Here is a 17,896-nt window from a genome sequence, read left to right as displayed (position 1 = left end):
ATAAAGAATTCAAAGGGCGGGGAACAGTCACGAAAGTGAAGCCGCGAAGATCATTGCTTCATCAGACGGCGGGCGATTCCACCACGATGGTCGATAGTATCGCCTTGACGATTGCGTTCGAAGCTGTTGCGGCCATGGCGCAAGCGGATGCGATTTAGTCCGATCGTAACGCCATAATCTCCGTTGGCGGTGAATTGGTTGTCGGTGACGTTGGCGTCAACGCCCCGCGCCGGATCAGTATTCGCCTGCAGCAGCATGCCCGAGCCCCGATTGCCTGAAATCTGATTATCAACGATGGACAGCGCCACGATCGAACCTACGCCGTCATAGGTTCCGACCCGGACCCCCGCCGCGCCATTGTTTTCGATCCGGTTCTTATTGATCGTCACGCCATCCTGGCCGATCGCAGCGACTGCGCCGAATAGCTTTTCTTCGCTACAGCAGATGCCTTCGCGGCCGTTGTCGCTGATTCGGTTATCCATGATGACGATGTTGGTGATCTGGACCCCCGCCGAACTGACAAAGACGCCGCATCCCTTGTTTCCGGAAATAGTGTTGCCTTGAATCCGGATCGGCCCGGCACCGCGCGTGATTGCGATCCCGCTGCCGACGGATTCCTTGTCGCCGATCAAGCCGATCCGCGTAATCACATTCCGACGCAGCACCACGTCGCGCGCCAGCGCCCCGTACAGGTTGATGCCATATTGCATCCACTCGCTGATCGTACAGTCCTCGACAATCGTACGGCTGATGTTGCCTCGACGGTTACTCGCCGGGTCGTTGACGATCGATATGCCCGACTGGAATGTGTCGTCCTTGATCGCAGACAGTCGCCCCTTGCCTCCTTGCAGCGAAAGCCCCGCGACCCGGCCACCACCGCAGTGCAGGAAGCCGACGCCATTTGCATCGCTGCCGTCGTTCCGGATCACCGAGGTCGGCCCCGTGCCGACGACCTCGCAATTGTCGCCGGTGATGTGGATGGTGTTCCCGAACGGGATTTGACCACCACGATACTGCCAGGCATTCGCATGGAGGGTTACCGACGCATCGAACTGCAGCCGGGTGCCGTCGATGGGCATCAGCAGCCGCCCGGTCACGCGATATATTGCGGGGCCCGACAACGTGACGCTTCCACCGCGCGACAAGGCTTCGTTGATCGCGGCGGTGTCGTCCTGACGACCGTCGCCGATGGCACCATATTGCCGGACATCGCCACCTGCCTGGTCGAGACGAAACCCACGACCATTAGCACTAATTGCCGAGGACCGCGGATAGCGCCGGACCCAGGCAACATCGATGGTCGGATCGAAGACATAACGAGCGCCGCCCGATCCTTTGCGCGACCAACCTTCTGTCACGATCGTCGTCACGTTTTCCGGCAACCGCAGCGTGGGAATATTGGCGAAAAGGCCGGCATTCGCCGGTTCCCGGGCACAGGCCACTGTCGAGAAACCGAACATGACAGTAGCAGGAGGTACCTGTCGCAGGATGTCACGACGCGACAAGCGCCAGAGGAGAAAGGGGTGAGTTTCCGGGTCGGGCATGACATGGGGTTCCAAGAGCGATCGGATGGCGGCGGAACCGGGTCGGCCAAACCCCGATGCACCGCATTGACGATCTAAAGCTTATGTAAAGCCGATCGATCCGCTAAAGGCGGCCGCCTTGCGTACGATTGGTGCGCAACAGGCGCAGTGTGAACAGGCAATCGGCATGTCGGCATCCGGACGATCCATCTACCAGCCCAAGCTGAGCGTGAACGCAATCGTACTGATCGGCCTGCTCGTGATGATCTGGCTGGCGGGTGGTGCGGCACGGGCCGATGCCATGGGACAGACGGTGGTCCGAGCCGCCGCGTGGGTTGCGGTCATTATCGCCGCCCTTTTCGGTACCCGGCCATCGATTTCGAAGGTGAGTCCGGCATTCTGGATACTCTCCGCCGCGCTTGTCCTGGTGTTGATACAGCTCATACCATTGCCGGCGGCTGTATGGCAGGCGATGCCCGGTCGTGCCGAACTGGCCGGTGCCGCCGATGTGATCGGCAACAACGACACATGGCGACCGATCGCGATCGTACCTGGCGCGGCGGTCAATGCAGCCGCATCACTGGTCGTTCCGTTCGCGATATTGCTGCTTGTTTCGGGATTGAACGAGCATGAGGCCGCGTGGCTGCCTGCGATCGTTCTGACCATGATCGCGGCAGCGGCAGTCCTCGGGCTGCTCCAATTCTCGGGTGCTGGTTTCGATAACCCCTTCATCAATGACTCGCCCGGACAGGTCAGCGGCAATCTGGCGAACCGTAACCATTTCGCGCTGTTGCTTGCGATGGGATGTGCGGTGGTTCCGGTCTGGGCATTCCCTGTCGGACGGCGCGCGGGCTGGCGGATTCCGATCGCCGGAGGGCTGGTGCTGCTGTTCGTACTGATTATCCTGGCCAGTGGGTCCAGGGCGGGGCTGCTCCTGGGCGTATTGGCAATCGCTATGGCTTTACTGTGGGTCCGCAACGCCTTGCAGCGTGAACGGCGCAGGCTGCCGCGATGGGTTTTCCCCGCGATTGTAGCTGGAAGCGTCCTTACCATCGTGCTGTTCGTCCTGCTCAGTATCGGAGCCGATCGTGCCATATCGGTGGACCGGCTGTTCCAGATGGATGCCGGGGGGGATTTGCGTACTCGAAACATGTCGACGGTTCTCCGGATGATCGCGATCTATTTTCCGGCGGGCTCCGGCTATGGTGGCTTCGATCCGATTTTCCGCATCCACGAGCCTTGGTCGATGCTGAAGGCGACATATTTCAATCATGCGCATAATGATTTTCTCGAAGTAGTGCTCGACGGGGGTGCTTGCGCGCTGGTCCTGCTCCTGGGGGCGCTGTTGTGGTGGGCGTGGGCCAGCATCCGGGCGTGGCGTGGCGGAACGGATGTTGCCAAACTCGGATCGGCGATGCTTGCTCTCGTTCTGGTTGCCGCGCTGTTCGACTATGCCGCTCGAACTCCGATGATGATGGCGATGATCGCCATTGCCGCCAGCTGGCTCGGGACTTCGCGAGCCAGGATTGCGCGTACGCCTTTACCCGCTGCTAAGGGCCAACTATAGGCCGCTATGTTTTTCACAGCTTCTCCGGAAATCCGTAAGCGCATGCGTAAGCTTTTCTTCGCCCTTGCAGTAGCGGCGGCTCTATCCGGTTGTGTGAAGCACCGGCCCCTGGCGTCCACTGAACGGTTGACGGTTGTCGAGGGTAGCCGTGTGCTGCCGCCGCCGGGGCGGGGAGATCTGACTGCGGAAGATCGTCCTGCCTTGATCGGACCGCTCGACACCATTCAGGTCGATGTCTTCAATGTGCCCGAACTCAGCCGGGAGGCCCAGGTCGATGCCAGCGGCCGCATCGCCATGCCGCTTGCGGGTACGATTGATGCGCGCGGGAAGACCGCCGAGGAACTGGCTGCAGTGATCGACAAGGCGTTGCGCGCCAAATATGTCCGTAATCCCGGTGTTACTGTCAACATCAAGAGCTCGGTCAGCCAAGTCGTCACCATCGACGGGCAGGTCGTTGAGCCCGGCCTGTACCCGGTCACCAATCAGATGACGCTGATGCGGGTTATTGCATCGGCCAAGGGCCTCTCGGAGTTTGCCCGGCAGGACGACGTTGTCATCCTGCGCACCGTTGGCAATCAGCGCATGGCCGGCCTGTATAACGTCGCGGCTATCCGGCAAGGTGCCTATGACGATCCGCCGGTGTTTGCGAACGATGTGATCGTTGTCGGAGATTCTCCGCAGCGCCGTCTGTTCCGTGATTTCGTTTCCCTGTCTCCGATCCTGGCGGCTCCGCTGATCGCGATTGTGCAATAAGGCCGGCCGTCATGACTTCAGCTTTTTCGATACCCGACCGCAGCGCCGCGGTGGCAACACCTGCCAGCAACGACGTTCCGGTCATCCGGCAATATATGCGGATCGCCATGCGTTGGCGGTACGTCATTTTGGGTGCCACGGTCGCCTGTGTCTTAGCGGGATTGATCATCACGTTGCTGATGACCCCGAAGTTCACGGCAACTGCGACGATCGAGATTTCGCGTGAAGCCAATCAGGTCACGAATTTTCAGGGCGTCGAGCGTGAAACGAGCGTAGCTGACCAGGAATTCTATCAGACGCAGTATGGCCTTTTGCAATCCCGCTCGCTGTCTGAGCGGGTGGCGACCCAGTTGCGTCTCGTCGATGATCCGTCGTTTTATGAACGCTTCGGTATCTCGCGCGATGAGCCGGCGTTCCAGCTGGTCAACGGCCGGTATCCGGCATCGGGGCGAGAAATCCGTCAGCGGGTTGCCGGCGAAACCCTTCTCAAAAATCTGAATATTGCGCCGACCCGCCTGTCGCGTTTGGTGGATATTCGCTTTACGAGCCCTAACCCAGAATTTTCGGCCAAGATCGTCAACACCTGGTCCGAGGCGTTCATTCAAACCAACCTCGAGCGTAAGGTCGAAGCGACGTCGTACGGCCGCAATTTGCTGCAGAGGCAGTTGGCGCAGCAGAAGGAACGTCTCGACGAGAGTCAGCGTCAGCTGGTCGGCTATGCTTCGCAAGAGCGGATCATCAACCTGCCTGCGCAGTCGAACGCCGATGGATCGACGTCAGAGCGTTCGATCGTTGCCGATGATCTTGCCTCGCTGAATACTGCGCTGTCTCAGGCAACGGCAGAGCGTATTGCCGTGGAAGCGCGCTATCGCGAAGGTGGGCGTGCTGGGGCTTCTTCCGAAGCACTTCGGAACCAGGCAATCAATGCCCTGCGTCAGCGCCGTGCTGAATATGCCGCGGACTATCAAAAGCTGTTGACCCAGTTCGAACCGGAATATCCCGCTGCGCGCGCGTTGAAATCGCAGATCGATCAACTCGACCGCAGCATTAGCAACGAGGAACGTCGTGTCTCGGGCTCGCTCGAAACCGAATATCGCGGGGCAGTAGAGCGCGAGCGTGCGCTCAAGGCGCGCGTCGAACAGCTCAAGGGTAGCTACCTCGACCTTCGCCGCCGGTCCATCCAGTATAACATCTTCCAGCAGGAAGTAGATACCAATCGGGCGTTGTACGAAGGGCTGTTGCAGCGCTTCAAGGAAATCGGTGTCGCTGGCGGCGTGGGCGTGAATAACATTTCCATCGTCGATCAAGCGGACATCCCGCAAAAGCCATCGAGCCCACGCCTGCTTGTAAACCTTGCGATCTCGTTGCTTGCAGGTCTGGGACTTGGCGCTGCACTTGCCTTCGCACTAGAGCAGATGGACGAGGCAATTGCCGATCCGGCGGAGGTCGAGCGTCGGCTTGGTCTGCCGCTCCTGGGTTCCGTGCCCAAGGTGGATGGAGTTACGCCGCGTGATGCGCTGCTCGATCGCAAGTCCGATCTGGTCGATGCCTATCTTGCGATTCAGACGAACCTTGCCTTCACGACCGAACATGGCGTGCCGCGGTCGCTGTCGGTCACATCGACCCGCCCGGCTGAAGGTAAGTCGACGACTGCGCTGGCACTCGCCACCATGCTCGCGCGCAGCGGCAAGCGGGTTATTCTGGTCGATGGCGACATGCGCTCACCTTCAGTCCATCATTTGGGTGGCGTGAACCATGATTATGGTCTCAGCAATTTCCTGGCAGGGCAGGAAGACATCGCGCCGCTGACCTTCGATATGGCTGACTTGGGCTTTACCGCCATGTCGGCCGGACCGATTCCGCCTAACGCGGCCGAGTTGTTGACCGGCAACCGCCTGTCGCTGCTGATCGAACGGCTGCATGAACATTTCGACCACGTCGTAATCGACAGCCCGCCAGTCATGGGCCTCGCCGACGCACCGCTGATCGCAAGCCGGGTCGAGGGCGTCGTCTATGCCGTAGAATCGCATGGTATCCGCTCGACACTGGTCAAGACTGCGCTGGCGCGGCTTGCGTCTGCCAACGCCCATATTTTCGGTGGCGTGCTCACGAAGTTCGAGGCGCGCAAGGCCCATTATGGGTATGGATATGAATATGGGTATGGCTATGGCCGCGAGAAGGCAGAGGCGAAAGGCTGATGCCACGCCGTGTTGCCCGGCGCGGACGATCCGCCGCTGAATGGGGGATACGCGGCACTTTGGCGATTGTAGCGGCCGGGATCGGTGCGTTCTCTGTTGCACATTCGCTTGCCTATACGGTGCGCGCTGCCGCCCCTGAGCGAGCCCACGCGATGGCACCTTGGGACGGACGTATCACGGCTATCTTGTCCGAGAAGCTGTCCGGGCCCGAGGCGAGTCCGGCCGATCGGCAATTCGCTGATAGCTTGGCGCAGCAGGCGCTGCGCCAGGATGCGACCGCAGTATCTGCGGTCGCGACGCTTGGCATTGATGCACAGATCCGTGGTGATACGGCGATCGCGCGCAAAGCCTTTGCCTATTCTGAGATGCTTTCGCGCCGCGACCTGCGTACCCGGCTGTGGGCGATCGAGGATGCTGTCGGGCGCGGAGACATCCCGGGCACGTTGCGCAACTATGACATTGCGTTGCGAACCTCCCGTATAGCACCCGACCTGCTGTTTCCGGTATTGGTGAGGGCGATCAGCGATGACGATATTCGTGCGGCACTGGTCCGCACACTGGCACGACGACCTGCATGGGGCGAACAATTCGTTGCCTATATCTCGGGTAACGGCCCTGATGCCCGTGCTGTTGCGCGATTGTTCGAAGCGTTGCAGCAGCGCCGTGTCGTCCAGTCGGATGGAGCTGCGGCCGCGTTGATTGCAAGGTTACTGGCGGAGGGGCATGTTGCCGAGGCTTGGCGCTATTATTCATCGACAACCCCTGGTGTCGATCGCCGTATTGCGCGTGACCCGAACTTCCTGACCGATCGGACGACGCCATCTCCCTTCGATTGGACCCCGATTAACGACAGCGGGATCGCTGCAACGATACAACGAGGTGAGCGCGGTGGCGTTTTCGATTTTTCGGTTCCGCCCAGTTTGGGCGGGCGACTACTGGAACAGGCGCAGTGGCTTCCGTCCGGAAGCTATGTGATCGAGGGTCGAACAACCGGTATTGAACAGCCTGATGCGGCTTTGCCATACTGGACCCTGCGTTGCGACGACGGTCGCGAGCTGGGACGGGTGGTGGTGCCTTCATCGACCCGTAACAGCGGTCGTTTTGCGGGGCGTTTCGAAGTGCCTGCAAACTGTCCGGTACAGAAACTGACGTTGATGGCACGTCCTACGGAGCAAATGACGGGTACGGCGGGTCAAATCGATACCGTCCGGTTGCGTCCTGCCACGAATTGACAGGGTACCGTTACCGAAGCCGGATGACGTGACCATCTTGGGATCTGTGTCGACCAAGCTGCGGCAATGCTCCATTCGCCATCAAAATCCGGTCGGGAGCCGCCCGATTTACATAGAAAATGCTCGCGAACTCGTATGACTTTGCGCTAACCGCCGATGCAAGAGGGCAGGCCTGATCGGGCTCAGCTTGTTTGCGCCAAGGCATAAAGGGCCATTATGACGAAGAAGGTCGCACTTATCACCGGCATTACCGGCCAGGACGGCTCGTATCTGGCCGAATTGCTGCTGGAAAAGGGCTATGAGGTGCACGGGATCAAGCGGCGCGCGTCGCTGTTCAACACCCAGCGCATCGATCATATCTATCAGGATCCGCACGCGCCCTCGCCCGATCTGAAGCTGCATTACGGCGACCTGTCCGACACGTCCAACCTGACGCGCATCATCCAGGAAATTCAGCCGGACGAGGTTTACAATCTCGGCGCGCAAAGCCATGTGGCGGTAAGCTTCGAGGCGCCCGAATATACCGCCGATGTCGATGGCCTTGGCACGCTGCGCCTGCTCGAGGCGATCCGTTTCCTAGGTCTCGAAAAGAAGACGCGCTTCTATCAGGCGTCGACCTCGGAGTTGTATGGTCTGGTGCAGGAAATCCCGCAGCGCGAGACGACGCCCTTCTATCCGCGCTCGCCCTATGCCGTCGCAAAACTCTATGCGTACTGGATCACGGTCAACTACCGCGAGGCATACGGCATGTATGCCTGCAACGGTGTGCTCTTCAACCACGAGAGCCCGCGCCGCGGCGAGACGTTCGTGACTCGCAAGATCACCCGCGGCCTCGCCAATATCGCGCAGGGTCTCGAGCCTTGCCTGTACATGGGCAACATCGATTCGCTGCGCGACTGGGGCCATGCCAAGGATTATGTCCGCATGCAGTGGATGATGCTCCAGCAGGATCAGGCGGAGGATTTTGTCATCGCGACCGGCGTGCAATATTCGGTGCGCGAGTTCATTACCTGGTCGGCTGCGCACCTTGGCATCACCTTGCGGTTCGAAGGTGAAGGCGTCGACGAGATTGGTATTGTAGACAAGGTCGAGGGCGAGGATGCACTGGCGGTGAAGACGGGCGACGTTCTGGTCCGTATCGATCCGCGCTATTTCCGTCCGGCCGAGGTCGATACGCTTCTGGGCGATCCGACGCGCGCCAAGGACAAGCTGGGCTGGGTTCCGGAGATCACCGTGCAGGAGATGTGCGAGGAAATGGTCGCCGAGGATCTGAAGTCGGCGAAGCGCCACGCGTTGCTCAAGCAGCACGGCTATGCGCTCCCCGTCTCGCTCGAATCGTAAGGAATATCCATGCGGATTTTCGTGGCCGGACACCGCGGCATGGTCGGCGGTGCGATTGCGCGCAAGCTGACCGAACGCGGTGTCGAGGTGGTGACACGCACGCGTACCGAGCTCGACCTGACCGATCAGCATGCGGTGCGCGATTTCTTTGCGACCGAAGTGGTGGACGGGGTCGTGCTTGCGGCAGCCAAGGTAGGCGGCATCCATGCCAACAACACCTATCCGGCCGACTTCATCTACGAAAACCTGATGATCGAATGTAACGTCATTCATCAGGCGTTCGCCAGTGGGGTTCGTCGACTGCTATTCCTCGGCTCGTCGTGCATCTACCCGCGTGCGGTTGCGCAGCCGATGCGCGAGGACGCGCTACTGACCGGCATCCTCGAGCCGACCAACGAGCCCTATGCGGTCGCCAAGATCGCAGGGATCAAGCTGTGTGAAAGCTATAATCGCCAGCACGGCACCGACTATCGCAGTGTCATGCCGACCAACCTCTATGGCCCGGGTGACAATTTTCATCCCGAAAACAGCCATGTGATGCCGGCGCTGATCCGGCGCTTTCATGAGGCGACCGAGGCAGGAGCCAAGCAGGTCACGATCTGGGGCACGGGCACGCCGCGCCGGGAGTTCCTGCATGTCGACGACATGGCGGAGGCGTCGCTATTTGTCCTCGATCTGCCACCCAAGCTTTATCAGGCGAATACCGAACCCATGTTGAGCCACATCAATGTAGGGTATGGTGAGGATGTGACGATTGCCGATCTGGCGCGGCTCGTTGCGCAGGTGACCGGTTTCGAAGGCGAGATCGTGTTCGATGCGACCAAGCCTGATGGCACAATGCGCAAGCTGATGGATTCGAGCCGGCTTATGGCGATAGGATGGAAACCATCGTTCGCCCTTACGGATGGCGTGCGCGAAACTTATCGTTGGTTCCTCGACCATGTGGCAACCGCCTAGCGCTGAACCCTCTTGCCCATGACTGCCGTTGGCGGTCATGGGCATGCTTTGCGAAAGGCGCTGATCGGCCTATGATCCCGTCCATGCGTTCGATCCTGCCTCTCGCTTTGCTTCTGTGTGCCATTCCTGCCGTGGCCCAAGATCGCGGCGTCGACACACAGGATCAACCGGCGCCCATCCAGCAACAAACCCTCCCCGAAACCCGCCAGGGGGAAACCGCCCGCTCGGCCGCCGGGCAGGCTGGCCAGCGCCAGAGCCGCGAGCAGATCGCGCAGGATGCCGGGATCGAGCCGATGGGCCGGATCAATGGGCGGGTGCAGAACCGGGTGCAGTCGCGGATACGCAACCGGATCGACCGCTATTACGACCCGCAGGCCAATGCGACCTCACCGTTCGCGGTGGCCGGTGACCAGGCGCGGTCTTCCGGGCGGCCGCAGCGGTGATCGTCCGGACGGGCCGATTTGCCCGTCTGACCATTTCCTACTCGAAAGCACGAATGGGAACGGTGGCGCGCTGCAACCGCATGCGGCCAAACCCGGTTTCCCGTCATATCTTCGTGCTTTCGAGTAGAAAATACCCATGACCCGCAAGCCCCCCCTTCCCAAGGCTGCCCCCCGCACCCCGGCCCGTCCGCAGGGCGACCTGTTCCGGCTCGACAGCCCGCTGACCGCCGAGATCCGGGGCGAGCGGTCGTTGATGGCGTTTCCGTTCTTCGCGCTTGCCAAGAATGCGTGGATGAAACCGCTGACCTACCAGTCGAACAACGTCACGATCGAGGTCCGCCCGTCGGCCAGCGGGGTCGCGACCATCTATGACAAGGAAATCGTTCTCTATATCGCCAGCCTGATGCTGGCGAAGATCGAGGTGGGCGAGAGCGTTACCCAGGATTTCGTCTTCACCGCGCACGATCTGTTCACGGTCACCGGCGCCAATCACTCGGCGCGGTCGTACGGGCGACTGTCGGAGGCGCTGGAGCGGCTGCAGGGCACGCAGATCAAGACCAACATCGAAGCGGGCGGCGAGGGCGAGGAAGGCTTCTTCTCGTGGCTATCCGAAGCCAAGCTGCACTATTCGCGGACACGGGGCGGCGAACGGCGGCTGAAGGCGGTGAAGGTGCGGCTGTGCGACTGGCTGTTCCGCGCGATCCTGCTCGACCGGCATGTGCTCGACTATGCCGCGGCGTACTTCCAGCTGGGGCCGATCGAGCGGCGCATCTATGAAGTGGCGCGATCGAGCGGCGAGGAGCGGTTGGAAACCGACCTCGCGACCTTTCGCCTGCAGATCGGCTACCAGAACCCCCTTGCCAATTTTCGCAATGCTTTGAAGCAGATAGCGGCAGCGGACAGCATCCCCGACTATCGGCTCGAGCTGATCGAACAGGCGATGGATGACAGCGACGCTCCCCGGCGCGGGCGGCGCAGCGCACCGGTGCGGGTGGTGCTGAGCAGGCGGCCCGAGCAGCTTGCCGGCGATGATTCGGACCCGGCCGAATCACCTGGCGACTAAACGGGGTATTTCCTACTCGAAAGCACGAACTTGTGCCGCGTATTGATATCCGAAAGCACGAATCGGCAGGGGCTTTCCTACTCGAAAGCACGAATCGGGATACGGAATTTGCGCCGAAACGGGTGCGTTTTCGTATTTCCTACTCGAAAGCACGAACCGGGAACGCTTCCGATGTTGGGTTTCATCTGCAAAGGTCACGCAGCAGTCGGCAACGGGGCCGGCAGATGAGGAAATGGCCGTGACCACATAAAGGAAAGCCCGGCACGAAGGCCGGGCGTCCCAAGGGTTTTGGAGCGACGTCGCCAAACGTCGAACCGGTCTCACTACAGACCCTTCAAATACCCCCGATCGCTTGCCGGTTCAAGGACGCGCGCTTCGCGCCACGCCCCTTTTTTGCAAAAATGGTCCCGGCCCCGGACAGGGGGACGATGATGGCGCTTATCCTGGCGCAGGCGATCGCGCGCATCGGCGCGCTGGACAAGGGCGCGCGCATCGGCGCGGTGGACACCACGCGCAGCGCCGCGGCAGCGGAGACGCGGACGCCGCGCAGCGGCGGGCTGCACCGAACCGGCGCCCCGGTACGACGGGGCAGCGTCGAGGCGGGGACGGTCGAGGACAGCTTCTTCGCGGTGCCGGCCAGGGGCGAGACCGACCGCCTGCTGCGCGCGGCTCGCGCCGCACTCGACGCGGGCCGCCGGGTCCGCCGCACCGCACGTGCCGAAGGACGGATGCTGGAGGCGGCGGAGGCGGCACTGGCGGGCCTCACCGCCGGGGCGGTACGCGTGTTCGAGGAAATCTGTACGCTCGCCCGGCTAAATGGCGGCAAGGTGTTCCCGACCTATGACCACCTCGCTAAGGCGACCGCGCTCGGCCGGGCGACCGTCGCACGGGCACTCGCGGCGCTGGAGGCGGCGGGGTTCCTGCTGCGCCAGCGCCGCTTCTGCCGCACGACTGGCGTTGGTCCCCGCTATCGGCAGACCTCGAACATCTATCGCCCGCTCCTGCCGGGCAGGCTGCTGCGTTTCCTGCCACGCAGCCTGCGTCCGGCGCCCGTCCCCTGCGATGCGGTGGTGCATCAGCGGCAAGCGGCGGCCGAACTGGCGGCGATGCGCGCGATGCTCAGCTGCAAGGAGCTGGCCGAGGTGACGCTGGGCGGGGCGCTCGGCCGGGTATTGGCCTCGCTCGGCGCGGCGATCGATCGTGCCGCGTGCGAGTCTCATTTCGATCCGCAACCGCTATCGGAGTCATATATCAAGACGAAAAATGTCGTTGGCCTAACCGGCCAACGGCACCCCGCCTGACGGCAACGACGGACGACTCGACCGAAACATCACCACCGCTACCCCATGCGGAAATTGCGGGACGCCCCGGCTAACGCCGGCGCGATGCTCTCCGACGAGAGCAGGTCGAAGCGTGGCGCGCCTTTTCGCCGTTGCTCCGGCGGAAAGCGGGTTCAGGCCCGGTCGCGGCGGGCCTGCTGGAGTGCGGCATTGATGCGCTGAGCGATACGTTCGCTTTCCTGCTTCAACATGGGGGCGAGATGCATGTTCTTGTCGGGATGGTAGAGCGACTGCATCCGGCGACCAGCGGTATTGATCTCGGCCAACGATGCGTCGCGAGGGAGCTCAAGCACGACCCACCAATCGGTATCCTTGGCCGGCGTGGGACCGGTATCCTGCCGGGCGCCCGCCCCTTGCGCCGTGGCTTCGCGCTGGAGGTCGCCTGCCCAGCGACCAAGGATGCCGGGCGCGTCGACGATCAGCGTCCGTTCGTCTGCCGCGGAACGGCGCCAGAGTTGCATGACCCGCCATCGCCGCCGCACATGCCATCCATAGCCGACGAGCGTTGCGATGGTGGCGAGGATCGCGCCCACCATCCCGAAGAAATGACAGGCGGCCATCGCGGCGGTGCCTGCCACCAGCGACAGGATGAACAGCGACTGCGCTTCTTTCTTGATCGCATCGAAACCGATCCCGGGCGGCGGCGGCACGTTCCCGCGCGTGTGAAAGCTGGCGGCCCGCACGCTGGTGACCAGCACCCACCCGCCATCCGTGCCGAACAGCGGGTCGACCTGTTCGACCAGCATCACCCGATCCCCGGCCTCGAGATCGAGCGCGGCGGGAAAGCGGCGGCCGGTTTCGAGCCGGTCGCCATCATCCCAGCGGACATTGGCGATCGTCCGGTTCAGGTCGCCGCTGTCGAAGGCGCAGGCGCGGATGGTGCCGGCGCGGAAGCGATAGTCGTTCAACCCGATCCGTTTGGTCCAGTCCTGCATGTCGCTCATGTCCCTGCCGTCGCCGTCATCGTGCGATTGCCGGGAAAATCTTACCCCTTGCGACATAAGTGACGGATAACAGACAATTTACCCAAGCTGTTCAGCCAGGCTATTCCCTCCCGCCGATAGGATCGCTCCACCATCGAAAAGGGGACCAGCATGGGTGGCTTCATCAACAAGACGTTCGGCGGCCTGAGCCGGCAATATTATTTCCGGCAGCTTTTCTTCGCATTGCTGATCGCCGGGGTCATGTTCTGGTTCAAGACCGCGATCCGGCCGGCGACGCCGGCATTGCTGGCATGGCTGGGCATCAACACGCTGCTCTATCCCTATGCCCGCTTCGTCTGGGAAAGCATCGTCGAGTTCGTCGTCGGGCAGAACATGTTCTTCCTGCCGGCGATCGTGCTGCTGGTGTTCAAGTTCGCGACGATGATGCTGTGCTGGCAGCTGGCGGTGCTGATCGCGCCGATCGGGCTGGCATGGCTGTATTGGCATCACAGCCGGAACAAGACGAACCTGTGAGGTCGACGCTACCCCCGCGCGCGCGGGGGTAGCGGTCCGATCAATGCGGCACGACGCCCAGTTCGACCCCGGTCTTGTCGTGCAGCGCGAAGCGGTCGATCAGGTCGGCGCTGGCGCGATTATAGCCGATCACGGTGACCCCTGCGCCCTGCTGGCGCAGGCGGGCGACGATCTTGTCGAGCGCGTCGACGCCCGAAATATCCCAGAAATGCGCCGCGGTGACGTCGATCGTCACCGGCACCGCCGCTTCCGCACCGAACGCGCGGCGGAAGCGGTCGACCGAGGCGAAGAAGATCTGCCCGGTAACGCGGTAGGTCACGCCGGCATCGTCCGCGCGCCGCTCGACCGCGAACATCCGCTGGACTTTCCCTGCGAAGAACACGCCCGACAACAGCACGCCGGCCAGGACGCCGAGCGACAGGTCGTGCGTCGCGACGACCACGACGACGGTCGTCAGCATGACGATCGAGGAGGTCGGCGGGTGGCGGTGCAGGTTGCGCAGCGAGTTCCAGCTGAACGTGCCGATCGACACCATGATCATCACCGCGACCAGCGCCGGCATCGGCACCCGCCCGACCCATGGCCCCAGAACCGCGAGCAAAAACAACAGGAACGCACCCGCGACGAAGGTCGACAGCCGCCCGCGTCCGCCCGACGTCACGTTGATGACCGATTGCCCGATCATCGCGCAGCCGCCCATGCCGCCGAACAGCGCGGCGACGATGTTCGCCCCGCCTTGCCCGGCGCATTCCTGCGCCTTGGCGCTGTCGGTGTCGGTCATGTCGTCGACGATCTGCGCGGTCAGCAGCGATTCGAGCAGGCCGACCGCCGCCATGGTCAGCGCGGTCGGCAGGATGATCCGCAGCGTCTCCAGCGTCAGCGGCACCTGCGGCCACGCGAAGCTCGGCAATCCTTCGGGCAGCTTGCCCATGTCGCCGACGGTGTTGACCGGCAGGCCCAGCGCGATGCTGAGCGCGCTCAGCACCAGGATCGCCACCAGCGGCGACGGCACCGCGCGGGTCACGCGCGGCAGCAGATAGATGATGGCGAGGCCCCCGGCGATCAGCGCATAGCTGTGCCAGCTGACCCCGATCAGCTGTGGCAACTGCGCCAGGAAGATCAGGATGGCGAGCGCGTTGACGAAGCCGGTGATGACCGATCGCGACACGAACTGCATCACCCGGTCGAGCCGCAGCAGCCCGGCGGCGATCTGGATCACCCCCATCAGGATGGTGGCGGCGAAGAGATATTCGACGCCATGGTCGCGCACCAGCGGTCCCACCAGCACCGCGACGGCGGCGGTCGCGGCGGAGACCATGCCCGGCCGCCCGCCGATCAGCGCGATCGTCATCGCGATCGTGACCGAGGCGTACAGGCCGATGCGCGGATCGACCCCGGCAATGATCGAAAAGCCGATCGCTTCGGGGATCAGGGCGAGTGCCACGACGATCCCGGCGAGGATGTCGGAGCGTATGCCGGCGGCGCCGCGAAACCATTGGCGGCGGTAGGTTGCGAAATCAAAGGTCATGGAAATTCCACATCGGGCCGCATGGCGCATATCGAGCGCTTGTCCGGTTGCATGCGGGGATGTTGTCCGGCGGATCGGCGGCCGGAATAGCCACCCGGAGTTGCACCGGGTCCTTGCGAATGAGGGGCCTGTAGCCGGGAGAATGGGGTCGGGCAAGGGACGCGCGGTGACAGGCTGCCACCGTATCCCCCACGCAGGCGGGGATCCAGGGCCACAAACACGAACTTTGGTGAATGCGGCTCTGGACCCCCGCCTGCGCGGGGGTACGGCAAACGAAGGCGTCACATTCGGCCGATCGCCTTGTTATTTCGCACTGATTCCCCGGCGGCGGGCAACTTCACCCTCCGCCGGGACGTTGAGGCACGAACCCTTCTTCCAAGGACTCCCCCATGACCACGACTGCCCTCAACGCCGGCAATGGCGGCGAAACGCATCAGGTGACCGATGCCGATCATCCGGTGCTGACCACCAACCACGGCACGCCCGTCAGCGACAACCAGAACCAGCTGAAGGCAGGCGCGCGCGGCCCGGTGTTGATCGAGGACGAAGTCTTCCGCGAGAAGATGAACCATTTCGATCATGAGCGCATCCCGGAGCGGATCGTGCACGCGCGCGGCTCTGCGGCGCATGGCTATTTCGAATGCACCGACAGCCTGGCCGACATCACCGTCGCCGACCTGTTCCAGAAAAAGGGCCAGCGGACCGAGGTGTTCACCCGCTTCTCGACCGTTGCCGGCGGCGCCGGATCGGTCGATACGCCGCGCGACGTGCGCGGCTTCGCGGTCAAGTTCTACACCCGCGAGGGCAACTGGGACCTGGTCGGCAACAATATCCCCGTGTTCTTCATCCAGGACGCGATCAAGTTCCCCGACCTGATCCACGCCGCCAAGATGGAGGCCGATCGCGGCTATCCGCAGGCGGCGACCGCGCACGACACCTTCTGGGACTTCATCTCACTGATGCCGGAATCGACCCATATGATCATGTGGGCGATGTCGGACCGCACCCTGCCGCGCACCTTCGCCAACATGGAGGGGTTCGGGGTCCACACCTTCCGCTTCGTGAACAAGGAAGGCAAGTCGACCTTCGTCAAGTTCCACTGGAAGCCCAAGGCGGGCCTTGCCTCGACCATCTGGGACGAGACGGTCAAGATCGCCGGTGCCGACCCCGATTTCCAGCGTCGCGACCTGTTCGAACGGATCGACCGCGGCGATTTCCCCGAATGGGAGCTGGGCGTGCAGCTGTTCGACGAGGAATTTGCCGACAGCCTGCCCTATGACGTGCTGGACGCGACCAAGATCATTCCGGAAGAGGTGCTGCCGGTGCGCATCGTCGGGCGGATGGTGCTGGACCGCTATCCCGACAATTTCTTTGCGGAAACCGAACAGGCGGCGTTCGTGCCGAGCCATGTCGTACCCGGCATCGGCTTCTCCAACGACCCGCTGCTGCAGGGGCGGCTGTTCAGCTATACCGACACTCAGCTCTCGCGGCTCGGCTCGGTCAATTTCCACCAGCTGCCGATCAACAGCGCCAAGGGCCGCGCCGAAGCCGCCGGGTGTCCATTCCTGAACCAGCAGCGCGACGGCCATATGCAGATGGCGGTACCCAAGGGCCGCGCGAACTATGAGCCCAACAGCCTTGCCAAGGCCGGTGAGGAAGCCGGCGCGCGCGAGGACCCGGAAAAGGGTTACAAGACCTTCCCCTCGGAGGAGCAGGGCCAGAAGCTGCGCATCCGCCCGGAGAGCTTTGCCGACCATTACAGCCAGGCGCGGCTGTTCTTCCGCTCGGTCGACCCGGCGGAACAGGCACATATCGCCTCGGCCTTGGTGTTCGAGCTGTCGAAGGTCAGCCTGGAGCATATCCGCACCGCGATGCTCGCCAACCTGCGCAACGTGGACGAGGACCTCGCCAAGCGTGTCGCCGATGGCCTGGCGATGGACCTTCCCAAGGCGTCGCCGACCAAGGTGCCGGTGCAGGACATGGACGTGTCGCCCGCGCTGCGCATCATCCGCGGCCCGCGCGAGCTGCAAACGCTGGAGGGACGCAATGTCGGCATCCTGATCGCCGATGGCAGCGATGCGGGTGACCTCAAGACGCTGAAGGACGCCATCAAGGCAGCCGGCGGCAATGCGATGACGATCGCGCCCAAGGTCGGCAAGGTGCCGCTGTCCGACGGATCGACCATCGCCGCCGACGCGCAGCTGTTCGGCCAGCCCTCGGTCACGGTCGATGCCTGTGCCGTCATCCTGTCGGCCGACGCCGCAAAGAAGCTGACCAAGGAAGGTGCCGCCGTCCAGTGGGTGATGGACGCGTTCGGCCACCTCAAGGCGATCGGCCACAATGCGGAGGCCAAGCCGCTGCTCGACAAGGCCGGTGTCGAGCCGGACGAAGGCGTCACCGACCTCGCCGGCTTCGTCGAAGCGGCCAAGAAGCGCTATTGGGACCGCGAACCCAGCGTCCGCACGCTGGCGTAAGGTAGATACGAGAACGGCGG

14 protein-coding genes and 1 other annotated feature are annotated in these 17,896 nt (G+C 62.7%); of the genes, 11 read left to right on the top strand and 3 right to left on the bottom strand.

Annotated elements, in window-relative coordinates; genetic code table 11:
* Nucleotides 1-50: 50 nt before the first annotated feature.
* Complete coding sequence (locus ASE83_RS06810) at nucleotides 51-1,544, bottom strand: right-handed parallel beta-helix repeat-containing protein (protein ID WP_082443172.1); 1,494 nt, start codon at nucleotides 1,542-1,544, stop codon at nucleotides 51-53.
* 118 nt (nucleotides 1,545-1,662) lie between these two features.
* Here ASE83_RS06810 and ASE83_RS06805 point away from each other — a divergent pair, with 118 nt between their 5' ends.
* The 9 genes from ASE83_RS06805 to ASE83_RS06770 all read left to right on the top strand — a co-directional run bounded on the left by ASE83_RS06805 (nucleotide 1,663) and on the right by ASE83_RS06770 (nucleotide 12,378).
* Nucleotides 1,663-3,090: an O-antigen ligase family protein gene (locus ASE83_RS06805; RefSeq protein ID WP_055899563.1), complete on the top strand. Its 1,428-nt coding sequence runs from the start codon at nucleotides 1,663-1,665 to the stop codon at nucleotides 3,088-3,090.
* 42 nt (nucleotides 3,091-3,132) lie between these two features.
* Entirely contained in the window at nucleotides 3,133-3,843 is a 711-nt protein-coding gene (locus ASE83_RS06800) for a polysaccharide biosynthesis/export family protein (protein WP_156352830.1), read from the top strand.
* A gap of 11 nt (nucleotides 3,844-3,854) precedes the next feature.
* Nucleotides 3,855-6,041: a GumC family protein gene (locus ASE83_RS06795; RefSeq protein ID WP_082443171.1), complete on the top strand. Its 2,187-nt coding sequence runs from the start codon at nucleotides 3,855-3,857 to the stop codon at nucleotides 6,039-6,041.
* A 185-nt stretch (nucleotides 6,042-6,226) separates the two neighbouring features.
* Nucleotides 6,227-7,273 (top strand): hypothetical protein, encoded by a 1,047-nt coding sequence (locus tag ASE83_RS18430; RefSeq protein WP_156352827.1) that lies wholly within the window; start codon nucleotides 6,227-6,229, stop codon nucleotides 7,271-7,273.
* A gap of 216 nt (nucleotides 7,274-7,489) precedes the next feature.
* Nucleotides 7,490-8,614, top strand: a complete 1,125-nt coding sequence (gene gmd, locus ASE83_RS06790; RefSeq protein ID WP_055785717.1) for a GDP-mannose 4,6-dehydratase — start codon at nucleotides 7,490-7,492, stop codon at nucleotides 8,612-8,614.
* Nucleotides 8,615-8,623: 9 nt separating this feature from the next.
* Nucleotides 8,624-9,571, top strand: a complete 948-nt coding sequence (gene fcl, locus ASE83_RS06785; RefSeq protein WP_055785714.1) for a GDP-L-fucose synthase — start codon at nucleotides 8,624-8,626, stop codon at nucleotides 9,569-9,571.
* A gap of 83 nt (nucleotides 9,572-9,654) precedes the next feature.
* On the top strand, nucleotides 9,655-10,014 hold the full coding sequence (locus ASE83_RS06780; protein WP_055785711.1) for a hypothetical protein: 360 nt from the start codon (nucleotides 9,655-9,657) through the stop codon (nucleotides 10,012-10,014).
* 136 nt (nucleotides 10,015-10,150) lie between these two features.
* Nucleotides 10,151-11,077 (top strand): replication initiator protein A, encoded by a 927-nt coding sequence (locus tag ASE83_RS06775; RefSeq protein WP_055785708.1) that lies wholly within the window; start codon nucleotides 10,151-10,153, stop codon nucleotides 11,075-11,077.
* Between the two features lie 428 nt (nucleotides 11,078-11,505).
* Complete coding sequence (locus ASE83_RS06770; RefSeq protein WP_235513134.1) at nucleotides 11,506-12,378, top strand: helix-turn-helix domain-containing protein; 873 nt, start codon at nucleotides 11,506-11,508, stop codon at nucleotides 12,376-12,378.
* Nucleotides 12,379-12,530: 152 nt separating this feature from the next.
* Here the strand turns inward: ASE83_RS06770 and ASE83_RS06765 are convergent, their stop codons facing one another.
* Nucleotides 12,531-13,361, bottom strand: a complete 831-nt coding sequence (locus tag ASE83_RS06765; RefSeq protein ID WP_055785704.1) for a J domain-containing protein — start codon at nucleotides 13,359-13,361, stop codon at nucleotides 12,531-12,533.
* A gap of 150 nt (nucleotides 13,362-13,511) precedes the next feature.
* Here ASE83_RS06765 and ASE83_RS06760 point away from each other — a divergent pair, with 150 nt between their 5' ends.
* Complete coding sequence (locus ASE83_RS06760; protein WP_055785700.1) at nucleotides 13,512-13,874, top strand: hypothetical protein; 363 nt, start codon at nucleotides 13,512-13,514, stop codon at nucleotides 13,872-13,874.
* Nucleotides 13,875-13,914: 40 nt separating this feature from the next.
* Here the strand turns inward: ASE83_RS06760 and ASE83_RS06755 are convergent, their stop codons facing one another.
* Nucleotides 13,915-15,402 carry a SulP family inorganic anion transporter gene (locus ASE83_RS06755; protein ID WP_055785697.1) on the bottom strand — a complete coding sequence of 496 codons (1,488 nt, stop codon included), beginning with the start codon at nucleotides 15,400-15,402 and terminating at the stop codon, nucleotides 13,915-13,917.
* Between the two features lie 60 nt (nucleotides 15,403-15,462).
* Nucleotides 15,463-15,518: a sequence feature (sul1 is cis-regulatory element that is thought to sense ions involved in sulfur or methionine metabolism; They are found in Alphaproteobacteria), on the bottom strand.
* Nucleotides 15,519-15,791: 273 nt separating this feature from the next.
* Here ASE83_RS06755 and ASE83_RS06750 point away from each other — a divergent pair.
* Entirely contained in the window at nucleotides 15,792-17,876 is a 2,085-nt protein-coding gene (locus ASE83_RS06750) for a catalase (RefSeq protein WP_055785694.1), read from the top strand.
* The last annotated feature ends 20 nt before the right edge of the window (nucleotides 17,877-17,896 follow it).

Origin of the sequence: Sphingomonas sp. Leaf32 (assembly GCF_001421765.1) — a bacterium.
In the GTDB taxonomy this organism is placed as follows: Bacteria; Pseudomonadota; Alphaproteobacteria; order Sphingomonadales; family Sphingomonadaceae; genus Sphingomonas.
This window is presented reverse-complemented; position numbering and strand designations above follow the sequence as displayed.